The sequence below is a fragment of the Streptococcus sp. 2020WUSS089 genome, from assembly GCF_044427405.1.
Classification (GTDB): domain Bacteria; phylum Bacillota; class Bacilli; order Lactobacillales; family Streptococcaceae; genus Streptococcus; species Streptococcus hashimotonensis.
The window spans coordinates 116,651-136,269 of sequence record NZ_JAOTGD010000002.1; the positions used below are offsets into that span (position 1 = coordinate 116,651).

General features: G+C 41.4%; 17 protein-coding genes. 5 read left to right on the top strand and 12 right to left on the bottom strand.

Annotated features, from left to right (window positions below):
• Complete coding sequence (gene rnc / locus ODU46_RS02990; protein WP_012028264.1) at positions 1 to 687, bottom strand: ribonuclease III; 687 nt, start codon at positions 685 to 687, stop codon at positions 1 to 3.
• 188 nt (positions 688 to 875) lie between these two features.
• On the opposite strand from rnc, the gene ODU46_RS02995 reads away from it, so the two are divergent.
• The gene (locus tag ODU46_RS02995) at positions 876 to 1,865 is read left to right on the top strand and encodes an acyltransferase family protein (RefSeq protein ID WP_222812396.1); all 990 of its coding nucleotides are present in this window, start codon (positions 876 to 878) and stop codon (positions 1,863 to 1,865) included.
• A gap of 192 nt (positions 1,866 to 2,057) precedes the next feature.
• On the opposite strand, the gene ODU46_RS03000 is transcribed toward ODU46_RS02995, so the two are convergent.
• A complete protein-coding gene (locus ODU46_RS03000) occupies positions 2,058 to 3,098 on the bottom strand; it encodes a helix-turn-helix transcriptional regulator (protein ID WP_205040967.1) in 1,041 nt (346 codons plus the stop codon).
• A 10-nt stretch (positions 3,099 to 3,108) separates the two neighbouring features.
• Positions 3,109 to 4,377: an MFS transporter gene (locus ODU46_RS03005; RefSeq protein ID WP_208498460.1), complete on the bottom strand. Its 1,269-nt coding sequence runs from the start codon at positions 4,375 to 4,377 to the stop codon at positions 3,109 to 3,111.
• 271 nt (positions 4,378 to 4,648) lie between these two features.
• On the opposite strand from ODU46_RS03005, the gene ODU46_RS03010 reads away from it, so the two are divergent.
• Positions 4,649 to 6,136 (top strand): DUF1846 domain-containing protein, encoded by a 1,488-nt coding sequence (locus tag ODU46_RS03010; RefSeq protein ID WP_398579205.1) that lies wholly within the window; start codon positions 4,649 to 4,651, stop codon positions 6,134 to 6,136.
• Between the two features lie 81 nt (positions 6,137 to 6,217).
• Here the strand turns inward: ODU46_RS03010 and ptsP are convergent, their stop codons facing one another.
• The 5 genes from ptsP to acnA form a co-directional block, all read right to left on the bottom strand.
• Positions 6,218 to 7,951 (bottom strand): phosphoenolpyruvate--protein phosphotransferase, encoded by a 1,734-nt coding sequence (ptsP, locus tag ODU46_RS03015; RefSeq protein ID WP_014637790.1) that lies wholly within the window; start codon positions 7,949 to 7,951, stop codon positions 6,218 to 6,220.
• A 4-nt stretch (positions 7,952 to 7,955) separates the two neighbouring features.
• The gene (locus tag ODU46_RS03020) at positions 7,956 to 8,219 is read right to left on the bottom strand and encodes a phosphocarrier protein HPr (RefSeq protein ID WP_002936050.1); all 264 of its coding nucleotides are present in this window, start codon (positions 8,217 to 8,219) and stop codon (positions 7,956 to 7,958) included.
• Positions 8,220 to 8,374: 155 nt separating this feature from the next.
• Entirely contained in the window at positions 8,375 to 9,556 is a 1,182-nt protein-coding gene (gene icd, locus ODU46_RS03025; RefSeq protein ID WP_205028381.1) for an NADP-dependent isocitrate dehydrogenase, read from the bottom strand.
• A gap of 2 nt (positions 9,557 to 9,558) precedes the next feature.
• Positions 9,559 to 10,677 (bottom strand): citrate synthase, encoded by a 1,119-nt coding sequence (locus ODU46_RS03030; RefSeq protein WP_029171369.1) that lies wholly within the window; start codon positions 10,675 to 10,677, stop codon positions 9,559 to 9,561.
• On the bottom strand, positions 10,674 to 13,343 hold the full coding sequence (gene acnA / locus ODU46_RS03035) for an aconitate hydratase AcnA (RefSeq protein ID WP_398579206.1): 2,670 nt from the start codon (positions 13,341 to 13,343) through the stop codon (positions 10,674 to 10,676). The genes ODU46_RS03030 and acnA overlap by 4 nt, the downstream gene beginning before the upstream one ends.
• A gap of 386 nt (positions 13,344 to 13,729) precedes the next feature.
• Here acnA and nrdH point away from each other — a divergent pair, with 386 nt between their 5' ends.
• The 3 genes from nrdH (at position 13,730) to nrdF (ending at position 17,671) form a co-directional block, all read left to right on the top strand.
• Positions 13,730 to 13,948, top strand: a complete 219-nt coding sequence (gene nrdH / locus ODU46_RS03040) for a glutaredoxin-like protein NrdH (RefSeq protein ID WP_004299071.1) — start codon at positions 13,730 to 13,732, stop codon at positions 13,946 to 13,948.
• A gap of 32 nt (positions 13,949 to 13,980) precedes the next feature.
• A complete protein-coding gene (gene nrdE, locus ODU46_RS03045; protein ID WP_398579207.1) occupies positions 13,981 to 16,140 on the top strand; it encodes a class 1b ribonucleoside-diphosphate reductase subunit alpha in 2,160 nt (719 codons plus the stop codon).
• Positions 16,141 to 16,711: 571 nt separating this feature from the next.
• Entirely contained in the window at positions 16,712 to 17,671 is a 960-nt protein-coding gene (gene nrdF / locus ODU46_RS03050) for a class 1b ribonucleoside-diphosphate reductase subunit beta (RefSeq protein ID WP_004299066.1), read from the top strand.
• Between the two features lie 35 nt (positions 17,672 to 17,706).
• Here the strand turns inward: nrdF and ODU46_RS03055 are convergent, their stop codons facing one another.
• Genes ODU46_RS03055 through ODU46_RS03070 form a run of 4 tightly spaced genes read right to left on the bottom strand, consistent with a single transcriptional unit; the run spans position 17,707 to position 19,618 of the window.
• Positions 17,707 to 18,381 (bottom strand): lysostaphin resistance A-like protein, encoded by a 675-nt coding sequence (locus ODU46_RS03055; RefSeq protein ID WP_398579208.1) that lies wholly within the window; start codon positions 18,379 to 18,381, stop codon positions 17,707 to 17,709.
• Positions 18,382 to 18,390: 9 nt separating this feature from the next.
• Positions 18,391 to 18,708 (bottom strand): hypothetical protein, encoded by a 318-nt coding sequence (locus tag ODU46_RS03060; protein WP_398579249.1) that lies wholly within the window; start codon positions 18,706 to 18,708, stop codon positions 18,391 to 18,393.
• A 9-nt stretch (positions 18,709 to 18,717) separates the two neighbouring features.
• Positions 18,718 to 19,407, bottom strand: a complete 690-nt coding sequence (locus ODU46_RS03065; RefSeq protein ID WP_398579209.1) for a lysostaphin resistance A-like protein — start codon at positions 19,405 to 19,407, stop codon at positions 18,718 to 18,720.
• Between the two features lie 25 nt (positions 19,408 to 19,432).
• Positions 19,433 to 19,618, bottom strand: a complete 186-nt coding sequence (locus ODU46_RS03070; protein ID WP_044771275.1) for a hypothetical protein — start codon at positions 19,616 to 19,618, stop codon at positions 19,433 to 19,435.
• Position 19,619: the final 1 nt, after the last annotated feature.

Here is a 19,619-nt window from a genome sequence, read left to right on the forward strand (position 1 = left end):
CTATCCTCTAGCCTCCACAGCATTTTTGGCGGCGGCTTGTTCAGCTAATTTCTTAGAGCGACCACGACCACGACCAATCACACGCTGATCAGCAGATACCTCCACTTCAAAGGTCTTATCATGGGCAGGACCAGACTCAGCTATTACTTGATACGAAATAGCAATCTCACCATTGACCTGCAAAATTTCCTGCAAAGCAGTCTTATAGTCGGTCACGCGCTCAAAGTTTCCTTTTTCCAAGCGAGGAATCATGACCTTATGGATAAATTCCTCCACGGTCTTTTCACCCTTGTCCAATAGCAGAGCTCCTAAGAATGCCTCGAAAGCATCTCCTAAAATAGTATCGCGATTTCGCCCTCCAGACTTCTCTTCCCCCTTACCAAGACGAAGAAACCGATCAAAGCCACAGGCTCGAGAAAAACCAGCCAAAGACTCCTCACGTACAAAGGTCGAACGCAACTTGGACATCTCACCTTCGGGTCTATCAGGATATTTTTGATAGAGATATTTGGAAATCATCAACTGGAGAACAGCGTCTCCTAAAAATTCCAAGCGCTCATTATGTGAAATTTTTAGAAGGCGATGCTCATTGGCATAAGAAGTATGGGTAAAAGCCGTTTCTAATAAATTCAAATCCGAAAAATCAATCCCAAAATCAGCCAATAATTTTGCATGTAAATCTTTCATCTATATGCTCCTTTCTAACTTAAACGAAATAGATGGTTTACATTTACTCCGTCCTAACATTATACCATATTTTCCACTGGACTTCTCTTGTCAACTAAGTTTCAGCCAGCACCTCTCCACATCTTTTTGCAAACATTTACATATTCATCAGATTTCGATAAAATGGAAGAAAAAAGAAAAATATTAACATGCAAAATAAGACAAAACCACTCAATACATCACTGCTCTCCCTCATCCAGTTCATCGGAGCTATTTTAGTCATCGCCCTCCATTGTCGCAGACTATTTGAAGCAGATCCGCTCCACTTCATCCAAAAATCCATCTTTAGCCGCATGGTCGTTCCCTACTTCATGGTCACAGCCAGCTTCTTCCTCCGACGCAACTACCCCAGCCTCTCCAAACAATACCTGATCCGCTACAGCAAACAATACCTGACCTGGTCCATCCTCTACCTCCCCTTCTACCTCATCTACCTAACACTCCAAGAAATCCCCTTCCCCTACTATCCCCTCGCACTCCTAGTCGGACTGACCTACACCGGCACCAGCTACCAACTCTGGTACATGCCCGCTTTCTTTCTAGGTCTTGTCCTCGTTCATTTTTCCTTGGAGAAATGGGGCTGGCGCATCACAGGTTGTCTAGCCTGCCTTCTCTATCTCCTAGGCTCAGTCGAAACCTACTCCTCCTACCTGGCAGAATCGATTTTCCTGACCGCATTTGACAGCTACAAAACCTTCTTTTTCACCAGCCGCAACGGCCTCTTCTACGCACCGATTTTTGTCCTGACAGGCTTTTATCTAGCCGACAAACTCAATCAACCCATTTTCCAATACCGACAAAAGACCAAACTACTTGTCTGCATAGCTCTTTTAACTGTTGAGGCTACAATCATCTATCTCAATCAGGGCTACGATAAGAACTTTCTATTTAGCCTGATTCCATTCACAGCCTATCTAGTCGCCTGGACCCTGACCACAGACCTCTTCCGCCAGAAAAAATTCCAATTTCTCAAAGAATATGCCAGCTATTATTATTTTATCCATGTTATCCCAGTCGAAATCAGCTTTTTCTTCCTAGAAACTAGTGCCCTGACCAAAATACAGCAAGGTTGGTTAGTCTTCCTTATCACCATCATCACTTGCCAACTGCTCAGCTGGTTAATCATTAATACTCAATGAAAATCAAAAACAGACTAGCTCCAACAGTCTGGGAATAGACTGTTGGAGGTCGGAAATTAGACGAACTTGGTTCGTGACCGTAAGATGCGGATAGAACTGAAGTTCATCAAATCAAGTCAACAACGTCTGATTTTGATTTTCGAAGAGTATAAGCACAAAAGAACCTTGTAAGACTTAACTTACAAGGCTTTTTTACAAATCAAAATCCTCTTTCAACTTATCAATCACCTGTTGGAGTAAATCCCGATTGACACTGTATTTGACATTCTTGTCTTTGGCATTAAAGAGAAGCAGGTCGCCGTTAATCAGTTTCTGGGTGTGGAAGGATACTGCCGCCCCTGTAATAGCCAGACGTTCTGCGATATCCTTGCTCTTGGCATGGGGCTTGGTCAACTCCACCAAGACCTGATAACGCGTGCTATCACTGATGACTTTAAGAGCCGTTGTCAAATCATCCAGATCCAGCTCGTCATTTGAGAGCATAATCTGGTCAATTCGACAGGAAGCTAAAAGAGCGACTTTCATATGGTCAAATTCTTCGTTTCCATAATAAGCAAACCAAAAGCACCATGGACTGAGCACGAAGAATGGGGCATTTTCAACACCCAGAGTATCCAGGCTGGTCATGGCTAATTGCTTGGATTCTCGATAGAGTTTTTCAATATCAAACTCTTGTGCAAAGGCTTCACGCTCCGCCCTTGCCTCTTCAAAGTAAGGCTGATAGATAGGAAGCAGCTTGTCTAAGAGAGCGACAGACCGCTCAACAGTTTCCAAAGGATTGCGAATAGCCAGTGACCAATACCATTTATCAGCTGGCTTTTTACCCGTATTCTCCAAGAGCTCCATGAGGCTGAGGTCCTTCTCACGATGTCCGTCATTTTCAGACGCCAACATGGTCCGCATGGCATCTTCGACTTCATCTTGGGACAGCTTTAAAATCATTTGACAGGCTTCCTCAACCGTCTTTGGATCCTGTCCTTGATCCAAGAGGTAGAAATACAAGGTGTGCAAGATTGTAAAGATATGGCCCCAAACAAAGACCTCATTGACTTCCTGACGATAATCCGCCAGCTTTTCCTCTATTTCATCTCGAATGTCCAAAGCATCTTTGAGAATGTCTCTTTCTTTCTGTGACAAATCCGCCTCAAACGGCTCTTCACGTTCTGTGATAATTAAAGGAATAAAGAACTTTTCGACAATCTCGCTTCTATAATCTCGGTAATCTAATTTCATAGTTTTCTTTCTAAATATTCACTAATGACTTTTCAGGTTTAGATCCTGTAAGAACAGTATAGCCCAACAACCCCACAGAAAGCAAGAGGAAGATAAGGGAGATGCTTGTGACAGACAAAAGTGTCACAAGCAGAGCTACCAAGGCTTGACCTGCTACCATACCAATCTGACAGAAGGCATCAATCCCTCCACCAACTGTCGCCAATTTATCTTCAGGTAGTTCGTTCAACACAAGGGCATTCATTTTAGGATTGAAAACGCCCAAGGTCATTGCCGTTACGAAGAGAACTGCTAGCACCATATAGATATTGTGAAGAAAAATCCCTAAAAAAAGTAAGACTGGCATAAGAGTAGAGAACTTGAGCAGGTTGATTAGGCTGACATTTTTAAAGGCTGCCATACCCAAGCTTGAACCCAAAATACTACCAACTGAGAAGAGAATGGAAATCAAAGCCACCGTTGTCCCCGCATTGACAATGACAAAATCTGAAAACTCCTTCATATTTAAAACCACCAAGGGAGAGAGGGCTGTAAAGATGGCATTCAAGCTTGCAATGGTAATGATTGACGCTTTAAGTACGGGAATATTCTGCACAGCTTGGTAAGATTCTTTGATACTCTGACCAATTCCTTTAACAATACCAGCTTCCGTTTCTACTTGCTCGGCCTGCTGGATAGGATTTTCCTTCAATAGTTTAGCGATAGCAGGACGAATCACTAGCATAATAGCAAGACTAGCCAAGAAGGTCCCAGCGTTTAAGAAGGCAAGTTGTTGATAGGACATAAAACCAATCAGGATGGCTCCGCTAGCTTGAAAGGCAATTTGCAAGAGCGATTTGACTGTCATTTTGAAGGCCATGGCTGTTTCGCGATCCTCTGCTGCCACAACCCGCAGGCTGACAGGCAGATAAAGACCATTTTCATATTGACCTGCCAAATCAGACAAGAAGTTGATGACACATACGACTGCTACAATCCAAAGGGCTGGGGAAAAGCCCATTAAGAGACCAACAAGGGCATAAAGACCAACACGAACCAGCAGTGTTGCAAGAATGGTATCCAATTTATTTTTCATCTTATCTGCCCAAATCCCGATAAAGAGACCTGCCAAAATCGGCAAAGTTTCAGAAGCCGTAATCATAGCCAAGGCAAACTTGGTATCTGGTAGAAACAGGACATAGTTCATCAAAGCCAGATAGTAAAGCGTATCTCCAAAGTTAGAAATCAAGTCTGCCACAAAGCTAGATAGAAATAATTTATTGTTGACTAGTTTTTTCATAAACATCTCCTTAAACGTAGATTAAATATTTGTTTAATGTTATTTTACACTTTATTTTAATAAAGTCAATACTTAATTTTATAAAAATTAAATATTTTTTAAGTATTTGTTTAATTTTTGTTACATCTGACTTTTTCTTGACAAGATTAGCACAGTTTGTTATAGTATTGTTCGGGCACCTCTTTTGAGAGGTCAGAGAAAAGGCTCCCTAGTTTTAGGGAGCTATTTTTGTTTTTCCCAGAGAAAATTACACATTTGGAGGACTTATTGGATGAAGAAAATCGCATTTGATTCAAATAAATATTTGAATTTGCAACGTGACCATATTTTAGAACGAATTGCTCAGTTTGAAGGCAAGCTCTATATGGAATTTGGCGGAAAAATGCTGGAAGATTTCCACGCAGCTCGTGTTTTACCTGGCTATGAACCAGATAACAAAATCAAACTCCTCCAAGAGTTGAAAGACCAAGTAGAAATCGTCATCGCCATCAATGCTAGCAACATCGAACATTCTAAGGCACGTGGTGACTTGGGTATTTCTTACGACCAAGAAGTCTTCCGCTTGATTGACACCTTCAATGATATTGATATTTATGTTGGTTCTGTCGTCATTACCCAATACCGCAACCAACCAGCCGCAGACGCCTTCCGCAAGCAGTTGGAAAAACATGGTATCAAGTCCTATCTCCACTACCCAATCAAAGGCTATCCTTCTGATATTGACCACATCATCTCACCAGAAGGTATGGGCAAAAATGACTACATCGAAACCAGTCGCAATCTCGTCGTTGTTACCGCACCTGGACCTGGTTCAGGTAAATTGGCGACTTGTATCTCCCAACTTTACCACGACCAGCTGCACGGCGTAACATCAGGCTATGCTAAGTTTGAAACCTTCCCTGTCTGGAACTTGCCTCTCCACCACCCAGTCAACCTGGCCTATGAGGCTGCAACTGCCGACCTGGACGACCTCAACATGATCGACCCCTTCCACCTGCAAACCTACGGCAAAACTGCGGTCAACTACAACCGTGACATCGAGGTCTTCCCTGTCCTCAACCGTACCTTTGAACGTATTTTGAACAAATCACCATACGCCTCACCGACAGACATGGGCGTTAACATGGTGGGTTATTCCATCGTTGATGAGGAAGCGGCTATCGAAGCATCCAAGCAAGAAATCATCCGCCGCTACTACCAGACCTTGGTTGATTTCAAGGCAGAGCGGGTGAGCGAGCAAGCAGTTAAAAAGATTGAACTCCTCATGAATGAAGTCGGTGTGACACCAGCAGATCGTAAGGTTGTTATCGCTGCACGCGAAAAAGCAGAGCTGACAACTAGCCCTGCCCTTGCTATTCAGTTGCCAACTGGAGAGATTGTAACAGGTAAAACATCAGACCTCCTCAAACCAACTGCAACTGTTCTTCTCAATGCCATCAAGCAAATCGTACAAATCGATGATGAAACACTTCTCATCGAACCAAATTACATCCGCCCAATTCAAGAATTGAAGGCAGATTATCTGGATAAAACCAATACACGACTCGATGCAAGTGAGATTCTTAACGCCCTTGCCATCACTGCACAAGATAGCCCTCTTGCTGCAAGTGCCATGAAAGAATTGGGTCAATTAAATGGTAGCGAAGCTCATTCGACTGTTATCCTATCCGATGAAGATAAGAGTGTTCTTCGTAAATTAGGTATCAATCTTACCTTTGACCCTATCTATCAATACAACAAGTTTTATCAGAAAAACTAAGCACACAAAAAGACTTGCTCCGACAAGTCTTTTTGTGAACAGTAAAAAAGCAAGGATTCAATTCCCTGCTTTTTTCAATGATTAATCAAAATCAACATACTCTTTTTGAAGTTCAAGAACTTCTTCTGCCGTTGCACATTCTGTCAAGGCACGGTGAGCATATTCTTCCATCTTAGCTGTATCAAGTTTCTTCATAAGGCTACGTGTACGAAGTACAGATGTTGCACTCATAGAGAACTCATCCAAGCCCATACCTACAAGAAGTGGAACAGCTTGTTGGTCACCAGCCATCTCACCACACATACCAGCCCATTTGCCTTCTGCATGCGCAGCCTTGATAACGTTGTTGATCAAGCGAAGGATTGATGGGTTGTATGGTTGGTAGAGGTATGAAACTTGCTCGTTCATACGGTCTGCAGCCATTGTGTACTGGATAAGGTCGTTCGTACCGATTGAGAAGAAGTCAACTTCTTTGGCAAATTGATCTGCAAGCATTGCTGCAGCAGGGATTTCAATCATGATACCAACTTGGATATCATCTGCAACTGCTACACCTTCAGCCAACAAGTTTGCTTTTTCTTCATCAAGGATTGCTTTTGCTGCACGGAATTCAGTCAACAAGGCAACCATTGGGAACATGATACGAAGTTTACCATGTACAGATGAACGAAGAAGAGCGCGCAACTGAGTACGGAACATTTGGTTACCAGTCTCAGAGATAGAGATACGAAGGGCACGGAAACCAAGGAATGGGTTCATTTCGTGTGGAAGATCGAAGTAAGGAAGCTCCTTATCACCACCAATATCCATTGTACGAACCACAACAGGCTTGCCGTTCATACCTTCAAGAACAGCCTTGTAAGCTTCGTATTGCTCGTCTTCTGTTGGGAAGTCTTGTGAGTCCATGTACAAGAATTCTGTACGGTAAAGACCAACAGCTTCTGCACCGTTATCATTTACACCTTCAACGTCTTTTGGTGTACCGATGTTTGCTGCCAATTCAAAGTGTTTGCCATCAGCTGTAACTGTTTGAGCATCTTTCAAAAGTGCCCATTCCGCTTTTTGTTTAGCATAGGCTTCACCAGCTGCTTTAAATTCTGCAATCACTTCTTCAGAAGGGTTAATCACTACATCACCTGTGATACCGTTAACAGCCAATACATCACCGTCTTTAACGATTTCAGTAATGTTATTTGTACCCAAAACAGCAGCAATTTCAAGTGTACGAGCCATGATAGCTGAGTGACTTGTACGACCACCAATGTTCGTTACAAAAGCTTTTACAAACTGTTTGTTTAATTGCGCTGTATCTGAAGGTGTCAAGTCATGCGCGATAACGATTGACTCTTCGTCGATAGTTGCTGGGTTTGGCAGGCGAACACCAAGCAAGTGTGCCAACACACGTTTTGCTACGTCACGAATATCTGCGGCACGCTCTTGCATGTATGGATTATCTTCCATACCTTCAAAGATAGCGATAAACATATCCGTAACTTCTTTCAAACCAGTCTCAGCATTTGTTTTCTTCGCACGAATTGTTTCCTTAATCTGACCAATCATTTCTGGGTCAGCAAGAACCATCAAGTGTGCATCAAATACGGCTGCGGCCTCTTCACCTAGGCTAGCTACTGCGTTCTCACGAATAACAGAAAGCTCGTTTTGAGATGCTTCTAGAGCAGCATCCAAACGAGCTTCCTCTGCATTTGTATCTTCAACTGTAACAGTTTCGAAGGACAAATCTGGCTGAACGAGTAGATATGCCTTAGCAACAGCAACACCATCTGATGCTGCGATTCCTTTAAGCATTTCTGTCATATTCTTATGCCAATCCTTCTTTTTCCATTGTTTCAGTGATAGCTGCGATTGCGTCGTCAGCATCAGCACCTTCAGCAGAGATTGTTACGTCAGCGCCTTGACCAACACCAAGACTCATAACACCCATGATAGATTTAAGGTTAACAGACTTTTCTTTGTAGTTCAAAGTGATGTCTGAAGCAAACTTACTAGCTGTTTGCACAAGCAAAGTTGCCGGACGTGCGTGGATACCTGTTTCTGCCACAATGTGGAAGTCTTTTGAAGCCATATTTGGATTCTCCTTTATTTTTACAAAATTGTGAGTTATTTGTGATAACCCTTACAAAGGACATTATACCACTTTTTGAAATCATTTTCAAGATTTTTTTACCTTTCTTTCATGTTTCTGTCATAAAAAGAGAGGTTCATTTTACTTTTTCTTCATTAAATAGAATCTAGTAGAACTTCTGAAAATTGACTAGTAGATAGATGAGCAACGTCCAAAATTTTAGCAAAATCAAGCGTAACATTTTTATTTATAAAAGCATCTTCCAAGGCCTGAATAATTAAAGTTGCCGCTTCTTTCCAGCCTATATATTCCAACATCATACAAGCCGAAAGCAAGAGGGAACATGGATTAGCCAAATCCTTTCCTGTAATATCAGGAGCAGTTCCATGTGTCGCTTCAAAGATAGCATGACCTGTCTGATAATTAATGTTAGCACCTGGTGAGATGCCTATTCCTCCGACCTGTGCCGCAAGAGCATCTGATGCATAATCTCCATTTAGATTTGTAAGAGCAACCACTTGGAAGTTTTCCGGCGCCAATAAAATCTGCTGCAGAAAGTTATCCGCAATAATGTCATTTACTACCAAAGTCCCCTCTGCAAGCTCTGTAGCAAATTCTTCTTTCGCCAATTCATAACCCCATTTGCGGAAACCGCCTTCTGTAAACTTTTGAATATTTCCCTTATGAACTAAGGTCACTATCTTCAGTTGATGTTCTAAGGCATATTCTATTGCAGAGCGAATGAGGCGTTTACTCCCTTCTTCCGAAATCGGTTTGATACCAATACTTGAAGATTCTGGAAAACGAATATTTACCACTCCCATTTCTTCTTGCAGAAAGGAAATGACTTTGGCAACTTCATCTGAACCATCCTCCCATTCAATACCTGCATAAATATCTTCTGTATTTTCACGAAAAATAGTAATATCTGTCTTTTCAGGCTCTTTCAGCGGACTTGGCACTCCCTTAAAATAGCGAATCGGGCGCACACAGGCATACAAATCTAATTCTTGACGAAGTGCAACATTAAGAGAACGATGACCTTTCCCAATCGGCGTCCCCAAGGGACCTTTGATTGCAACTAAATACTCACGGATTATTGACAATGTCTCATTCGGCAAAGAAGTTCCCGTTAATTCATAAGCCTTTTCTCCTGCAAAAACCTCCCTCCACTGAATAGAACGTTGACCTGCATAGGCTTTTTTCACTGCAGCATCAATAACTTTTTGACTGACTGACCAAATATCCCTGCCAATACCATCTCCTTCAATATAAGGAATAACGGGACGATCCGGGATAATTAACCGTCCCTCTCTCATCAGGATTTTTTCTGCCATATTTACCTCTTTCCAATCGGGATGTAAACCAAATTCCTACCACCTAAGTAGGAAGAGCGCGGACGAATCAATTTATTATTTTTCCGTTGTTCCTGGACATGTGCAATCCACCCCGCCATACGGCTCATTGCAAAAATCAATGTAAAAATATCACTATCAATACCTAGCACATGGTAAACTGTCGCCGAATAAAAATCTACGTTTGGAATTAAACCTTTTTTGTTTTTAATAAAACTCTCTACTTCCTCTGACAATCTATAAAACGCCTCGTCGTCTGTTCCGAATGTCAAATCACGCGCCATCTCCTTCAAATACTCTTGACGAGGATCAACCGTTTTATAGACTCGATGACCAAATCCCATAATTTTTTCCTTCGAATCCAGCTTCTTCTGCAAATATCTCTCGGTATCACCACTCTCACGAATAGCCAGCAACATGTCAAACACTCGTTCATTTGCACCACCATGCAATGAGCCTTTCAGAGTCCCAATTGCCGTGGTGACACAAGAATATAAATCCGTTAACGTTGATGCCGTGACACGCGCAGCAAAAGTAGACGCATTCAATTCATGATCAGCATGAAGCACCAAAGCTTTGTTAAACGCTTTGATTTGCAAATCACTCGGCTCCTCACCGTTCAGCATATAAAGAAAATTCGCCGCAAAACCCAGATCAGCCCGCGGTTCGATTGGAACCAATCCGCGTCTCAAACGAGCAAATGTTGCAATAATCGTCGGAACCTTGGCCATAATCTGAATAGATTGTTCATACAAAGCTTCTAACGAATTCTCCTCAGCGTGTACATTATATACTCCAAGGAGAGATACTGTCGAACGCAACACGCTCATAGGATGCAAATGTCGCCGTGATTGAATCAGAATACATTGCTCTACCGCATCTGAAATCGCATATTCTTTTCGCAGGCTTTTCTCAAAATAATTTAATTCAATCTGAGTTGGCAAATGCAGGTTCCACAGAAGATAGATGACTTCCTCAAAAGAAGCGTTATTCTCCATCAATTCAGCAATGTCATATCCTGCATAGGACAAGCGGTCATTTTCAATTGCACTGATTCGCGTATCACAGGCAATCGCATCTTTTAACCCATTCGTTTCTGTCATACCTTTCCTCCTAGTTTCTTTCTTACTACCATAGGTAAAATACCTCCGTGGCGATAATAACGAATATCCGCCTCTGCATCAAACCGCACCAGAGCTTGAAACTCCTTTGTAACATCGTCTGTTTGCGCATGGACTGTTACAATTTGACCAACACCGACATCTTCTGGCAAGTCGATTGTATAGCTTTCGTGTCCAGTCAAGCCAAGACTTTCTGCCGACTGACCTTCTAAAAATTGTAAAGGAAGAACACCCATCATCACTAAATTTGAACGGTGAATCCGCTCAAATGACTCAGCAAGAACAGCCTTCACACCAAGTAAACTTGAACCCTTGGCTGCCCAATCACGGCTTGACCCCATCCCATAGTCTTTACCAGCAATAACAATACTACCGATACCAGCTTCCTTATATCTCATAGCCGCATCATAGATAGGAAGAATCTCATCACCAACTCTTGTCCAACCACCAATTTTTCCATCTGCCAGCTCATTCTTTATACGAATATTTGCAAAAGTCCCACGCATCATGACTTCGTGATTTCCACGACGACTTCCATAAGAATTAAAATCCTTATAAGCAATGCCATTCTCTTCGAGATAACGAGCGGCTGGACTCAATCGTGCAATATTCCCTGCCGGGGAAATATGATCTGTCGTTACAGAATCGCCAAATTTAGCCAAAACAGATAAATTTTTCAGTGGTTTTATGGATAAATCTGCCTGCATATTGTCAAAATAGGGCGGATTTTGAATATAGGTAGAAGAGGAATTCCAATTGTAATTCTTATCTGTCTTTGTTTCAATCGCATTCCAAGCCTGACTATCTGTAAATACCTGTTGGTATTCTTCCTTATAAAGGTCACGAGTCACATAACGCTCAATGTAGTCATCTACCTCCTCACGACTTGGCATAATGTCCGCAAGGTAGACAGCTTGTTGCTTCTCATCATACCCCAGCGGATCCCTTGTTAAATCTACATTCATATTTCCCGCAATAGCATAGGCAACTACTAGCGGAGGGCTCGCTAAGAAATTAGCTTTTACCAATGGATTAATCCGTCCTTCAAAGTTACGATTTCCAGATAATACCGCAGAAACCAATAAATCTTCTTCCTTAATCGCCTCCGCTACTTCGGGACGCAGATCACCTGAGTTACCGATACAAGTTGTACAACCATAACCAACCAAATTGAACCCTAAGGCATCTAGATAGGTCTGTAAACCTGATTTTTTCAAATAGCCAGTCACTACTTTTGAGCCTGGTGCCAATGACGTCTTGACTGTCTTAGAAACTGCCAGACCTTTTTCTACCGCATTTTTTGCCAGTAATCCTGCCGCCAAAAGGACATACGGATTGGATGTATTTGTACATGAGGTAATCGCCGCAATAGCAACATGACCTGTTTGAATTTGCTCCTCTCCTTCAACATACTTAACCGTGACTGTTTTATCTAACTCTGCTTCCTCCAAACCAAATCCACGCACACCTACTTCACGTATTAAACTAGCCTGAAACTCTGCTTTTGCATCTGTTAATTCTATCAAATCTTGTGGTCTTTTAGGACCAGAAATAGATGGAACTACTGTCGATAAATCCAATTCTAAAACCTTGCTATAAGACGGAAAACGTTCAGCATCATAGAATAAATAATTAGCCTTAGCATAGGCTTCTGTCAACTCCACGTGCTCCTCCGAACGGTTGGTCAATCTCATATAATGTAAAGTTTCTCCATCAATCGGGAAATAGCCACAAGTCGCACCGTATTCTGGAGCCATATTGGAAACAGTTGCTCGATCCGCTAATGTGAGAGAAGATAAACCTGGTCCAAAGAATTCGACAAACTTCCCAACTACATTTTCCTGACGTAGAAGTTGAGTGACTTTAAGCGCCAAATCCGTTGCAGTGGCAACCTTAGGCAATTGCCCAGCTAGGCGAACACCAATCACCTCAGGGATAGGAAAATAAGATGCTTCACCCAACATTGCAGCTTCCGCCTCAATACCACCCACACCCCAACCAAGTACACCAATACCATTAATCATGGTCGTATGACTGTCTGTACCAAACATAGAATCTGGATAAAGCAAGCCATCCTTGTTGATAATAACATCGCTTAGAAATTCAATGTTTACCTGATGGATAATTCCTGTCGCTGGAGGCACTGCACGATAATTTTCAAAGGAATTCTCTGCCCATTTCAGAAATTCATAGCGTTCATTATTTCTTTCGAACTCTAAGTCAATATTTTTCTCCAGAGCATCTTCAGTCCCAAAAAAATCAACTTGAACAGAGTGGTCGATGACTAAATCCACTGGAATTTCTGGGTTAATCAATTCAGGGTTTCCACCTGCTTTCACCACCGCATCACGCATGGAGGCTAAATCTACCACAACAGGAACACCTGTAAAATCTTGCAAAATAACACGACTAGGTTTAAAGGGGATTTCTCCTTTAGGAGATGCAGCCTGATAATGAAGCAACTCCATTATGTGATTTTTTGTAACGTCTACGCCATCTTCTTTTCTTAAAAGACTTTCTAATAAAATACGAATAGTATAGGGAAGTGAATGAATATCCACTTTTTCTTCCGTTGAAATCGAATCCAATGCATAATATGAATATTCTTTCCCTTTATGAAACAAGCTTTTTCTATGTAATTTTTCCATATTTTATAACCTCTTTCAGCATTATTGAATAGTATAGTACAAAATGTAATATATATTCAATACATGTATAACTATAAATGTTATATTTTGTGACAACGTATGTTTCCTTCAAAATATTATGACATTTGCAGAAAAGCTAATCTATATTTTACCGAGAGATTGTTAGGGTTATCAAACTAAATAGAAACAGCTATGTAAACGCTATTTTTCGACTTAGCGGCAATGAGCGGAGGTACAATATATGGTGTTTTATAAAAATATTATGCACTATATTTTGTGATTTTAAATAAACTTCCTTCTTGACTTTAACCTTAAAATCTTGTATCCTAGATTGGTAACAAAATTGGGATTTTTTATTAATCCCTCATGGACAAAGGAGAAATTGAATGGTAACGATCTATTCAAAAAATGATTGTGTACAGTGTAAAATGACCAAGAAATTCTTGGACCAACATAGTGTAGATTATAAAGAAATCAATCTAGATGAACAGCCTGAATTTATCGATCACGTAAAAGGTCTCGGTTTCTCAGCTGCACCTGTTATCGAAACTGAAAATGATGTTTTCTCAGGTTTTCAACCAGGAAAACTAAAAGCCTTGGTTTAACTCCCTACTGTTTATAGAAAGAGATTGCGACTATGAGTTTAAAAGAGCTAGGCGATGTGTCCTACTTCCGTTTAAATAACGAAATCAACCGTCCTGTTAATGGGCAAATCCCACTCCACAAGGACCAAGAAGCGGTTAAGGCCTTCTTTAAAGAAAACGTCCTCCCAAATACCAAGCAATTTGATAGTATTTTAGACAAGATTGCTTATCTATTAGAAGAAAATTACCTTGAAAAAGAGTTTTTGGACCAATACAGTCCAGAATTTATCATCAAAATTGATCAATTCTTGAAAGACCAAAATTTCCGCTTCAAGTCTTTCATGGCAGCTTACAAGTTCTACAATCAGTATGCCCTCAAAACAAATGATGGCGCCTATTACTTGGAAAGTATGGAAGATCGTGTTCTCTTCAACGCCTTGTATTTTGCAGAAGGAAATGAAGAGTTGGCCTTGAACTTGGCTAACGAAATGATTCACCTTCGTTACCAGCCAGCAACACCTTCTTTCCTCAACGCAGGTCGTGCCCGTCGTGGTGAGTTGGTATCATGTTTCCTCATCCAAGTCACTGACGATATGAACTCGATCGGACGTTCTATCAACTCTGCTCTGCAATTGTCCCGTATCGGTGGTGGTGTTGGTATTTCCCTCAGCAACTTGCGTGAGGCAGGTGCTCCAATCAAGGGCTATGAGGGGGCGGCTTCTGGGGTTGTTCCTGTTATGAAACTCTTCGAAGACAGCTTCTCCTATTCTAACCAGCTTGGGCAACGCCAAGGGGCTGGGGTAGTGTATCTGGATGTTTTCCACCCAGATATTATTTCCTTCCTTTCGACTAAGAAAGAAAATGCCGATGAGAAAGTTCGTGTGAAGACCTTATCACTCGGTATCACCGTTCCTGATAAATTCTACGAATTGGCACGTAAAAACGAAGATATGTACCTCTTCAGCCCATACTCAGTTGAGTTGGAATACGGTGTCCCTTATAGCTACCTTGACATCACAGAAAAATACGATGAATTGGTGGCAAACCCTCGCATTCGTAAGACAAAAATCAAGGCACGTGACTTGGAAACAGAAATTTCCAAACTCCAACAAGAGTCTGGCTATCCATACGTTATCAACATCGATACAGCTAACCGTAGCAACCCTGTTGACGGCAAGATTATCATGTCAAACCTCTGTTCGGAAATCCTTCAAGTTCAAACACCAAGCATTCTTAATGATTCGCAAGAATACTTGACCATGGGTACTGACGTTTCATGTAACCTCGGTTCAACTAATATCGTTAACTTGATGAAGTCACCTGATTTTGGACGTTCTGTTCGTACAATGACACGCGCTTTGACTTATGTCACAGATCATTCACACATTTCAGCTGTACCATCTATTGAAGCAGGAAACAGTCAGGCGCATTCAATCGGTCTTGGTGCCATGGGACTTCATTCTTACTTGGCTCAGAACTTGATTGATTACGGTTCAAAAACTGCCGTAGAATTTACCAACATCTACTTCATGCTCCTCAACTACTGGACTTTGGTAGAATCAAATAACATTGCCCGCGAACGCAAGGCAACCTTCCATAATTTTGACAAATCAAAATACGCAGACGGCACTTATTTCGATAAATACGTGACTGGTGACTACCAACCACAATCTGACCGTGTCAAAGAACTCTTTGAAGGGATTTTCATTCCAAGCGGACAAGATTGGGCTGACCTCCGTGAGAAAGTCATGGCAGATGGTCTTTACCACCAAAACCGACTAGCTGTTGCTCCAAATGGATCTATTTCCTATATCAATGATGTCTCTGCTTCTATTCACCCAATCACACAACGGATTGAAGAACGCCAAGAGAAGAAAATCGGTAAAATCTACTATCCAGCAGCTGGCTTGGCAACAGAAACTATTCCATTCTACAAGTCTGCCTACGATATGGATATGCGCAAGGTCATTGATGTCTACGCTGCTGCAACAGAACACGTCGACCAAGGTTTATCCCTCACTCTTTTCCTACGCAGTGAACTACCTAAAGCTCTTTATGAATGGAAGAAAGAGAACAAACAAACCACACGTGACCTCTCTATCCTTCGTAACTACGCCTTCAACAAAGGTATCAAGTCTATCTACTACATCCGTACCTTTACCGATGACGGCGAAGAAGTCGGCGCAAACCAATGTGAAAGTTGTGTGATCTAAGATGTGAGGACGTTAAAAGGACACAGCAAAAATAGGAAATACCATAGAGATGTCTTACATCTCGTAGGGATTTATCTTTTTTGCCAAGTCCTTAGTCCGAACTCGATTTCGACGTAGCAAGATTAGCTGTTGATAAATCAACTAGCTAATCTACGCTAACCGCTATCGGCGGATTAGCTAGCTACCTCACTAACTCCGAAACGGAAGAAATATCGTCTTCAGTTTCTACGTGTCGTAATATGTGAGGGCGTTTCAACAGTCTGATAGTCTGTTGAAAGTGGGATAGGAAACACCGCAGAGATGGCTTACATCTCGTAGGGATTTATCTTTTTTGCCAAGTCCTTAGCCCGAACTCGATTTTGACGTAGCAAGATTAGCTGTTGATAAATCAACTAGCTAATCTACGCTAACCGTTATCAGTGGATTAGCTAGCTACCTTACGACACTGTCGTTCATGATGTAAAGCAACTAATGAGCGCTCGATTAAAAATCCCTTTTAGGGGATTTTTTTACAGGCTACTATCTATTTGTGATATAATATTTGAAGTATAAGAAAAAGAAAGAGAATATGATGGAAACCTACTACAAAGCCATAAACTGGAACGCCATTGAGGATGTTATTGACAAGTCAACTTGGGAAAAGTTGACCGAGCAATTCTGGCTCGATACACGTATCCCATTATCAAACGACTTGGATGACTGGCGTAAACTTACTGCTGAAGAAAAAGACCTGGTTGGTAAGGTCTTTGGCGGTTTGACCCTCTTGGATACCCTTCAATCTGAAACAGGTGTCCAAGCTCTTCGCAACGATATTCGTACACCGCACGAAGAAGCTGTTTACAACAACATCCAATTCATGGAGTCAGTCCATGCCAAGTCTTACTCTTCTATCTTCTCAACCTTGAACACCAAGTCTGAGATTGAAGACATCTTTGAATGGACCAACAGCAACGAATACTTGCAACGCAAGGCAAAGATTATCAACGAAATCTACGAAACAGGTACACCACTTGAAAAGAAAGTAGCCAGCGTTTTCCTAGAAACCTTCCTCTTCTACTCTGGTTTCTTCACGCCACTCTACTACCTTGGTAACAACAAATTGGCCAACGTTGCGGAAATCATCAAGCTGATCATCCGTGACGAGTCTGTGCACGGTACCTACATCGGTTACAAGTTCCAACTTGGTTTCAATGAATTGTCCGAGGAAGAACAGGACAAACTCCGCGACTGGATGTACGACTTGCTCTACCAACTTTATGAAAACGAAGAAGGCTACACACGCTCCCTCTATGATGCAGTTGGCTGGACTGAGGAAGTCTTGACTTTCCTTCGTTACAATGCCAACAAAGCCCTCATGAACTTGGGACAGGATCCACTCTTCCCAGATTCAGCAGATGATGTCAACCCAATCATCATGAACGGTATCTCAACCGGTACATCTAACCACGACTTCTTCTCCCAAGTTGGTAACGGCTATCTGCTCGGTGAAGTAGAAGCCATGCAGGACGATGATTATCTTTACGGTTTGTAATCAAAAAAAGCAGTTCAATCTGAGCTGCTTATTTTTTATATTAAAAATACAATCATCAAATAAGAAATACCGTTATTAAGCATATGTAGCGCAATCGGATAACGAATATCACGTTTAATCAGATAGAGCCATCCTAGATTGAGTCCCATCGTGAAATAAATCAAAAATTGAGGAAGAGTTGCTGGCATATGGACCAGACTAAACAAAGCTCCCGTTACAACAAGATAGATTCCAACAGCCTTCATATCTGCCATTTTAGGGAAGAAATAGGTCGCTAAAAATCCACGGAAAATCAATTCTTCTAAAATAGGAGCAAAAACCACTACTGAGCTAAATGCAATCAAGGGATAAGCTGATACGAATTCGATTACAAGCTTTTGGTTTTCACTTTCTGGGACTGGTACAATAAATTGGAAGATAAAAAATGCAATATAGAGTAATATCGGCCATTGAATCTTATGGAACCATAAAGCTGTCACACGATAGTCAACAGAATGACGTGGATAGATATACTTCCATAACAGAATGATGAGCGCAATGGAGAGAACAAGACCAATTATCGCACAAATCCAAATTGTACTATCAATCAACTGGGCAGGAATGTCAGGAATCGTTTGTAAGGTTGGTCCTACCATTAGAAAACCTGAAGCAATTTGATAGGCAACAAAGTATAGAAATAGTAATGCAGCATGTTTGATAAATTTCAACATATTCCCTCCCTACAAGCTCAAGTCAATAATATTATCGACCCGAACCAACTTGGTTTCAAGCTCCCCATTCGCTAATTCATGAGAAATTTTAACCCATTCCTCATCAACTGCCAAAATGGTGTATTCATAAGTGATAGAAAATTCCTCATCAAAGCGGATTTTGGCTTTACTTCCGACCAATTCTTTCAATAAAACTGACATCTGATTTTCTCCTTTTGTAGTTTTCTGCAATTTTTTTACCCTAGCTTGCAATTGCTTCACTTTTTTCCTATCTGATAGAGAATTGAAAAATAGAAATCCTACTAGAATCCATAAAAATAATTCCAGCCTATCCTCCTATATCAAGCCCAGACTCTGCATCAGTAGCATCAACAAAAATCCGAGAAGATTATTCAGACTGTGTAGAATAAGTGCATTGATATATTTGCCAGAAATACGATAGGCGACTCCTAGGACCAGGCCCATACCTCCGTAGACAACCCAAGATCCGATATTGGTCGGATTGTGAATAAGTCCAAACAGAAAACTCGATAGCAATAATCCCACAATCGAATCCTTACCAAAGACTTTCCCCATAAGAATCCCTCTGAAAAGCAGTTCCTCCAAAACTGGAGCAAAGAAAACTGCAAAGAGAAATAAAATTAAGGTTGGCAAGCCTGAATTGTTGATAATTTCCTGATTGGCAGTCGTCTGACCGTATCCCTCTTCCAGCATAATCAATTGCCCACCAATTATTTTCAAACCAAACATAACGATAAAGGCAAGGGCTACAAAACCAACATTCGCACCCATCCCCCACTTCTGCTCACCTTTCCACAGACCTAATTTACCAGTCAAGATAAGACCAAGCACTACAGCAACCAACAAGAAGGCAGCAGCAATCAGAAGGTTATTCCCATCAAAATTTGGTAGAGTAAACATAGCCATCTGGGTCAATACATTAAGGGCAACGACAGCTAGTCCCACTAAGAGAAACTTCCAATTTTTAACCACATTCCAATCTTTGACATTTCCAAGTCTATTCATAGCAATCTCCTTCACATACACTAAGTCAGTTTTCATTACTTTCTTTTTCGATCAATAGCAGAGCTGGCAAGCCTAAAAGCATCGGTAATAGAATATTCAGATTTGACAAATCTATCTGCCCAGTAGCCAGCCACTCTCCAAAAATATAGCCAACTGCATACATACCAAGGCCAATTAATAGGACAAGATAAATTTTCATAAAGACTTTCATG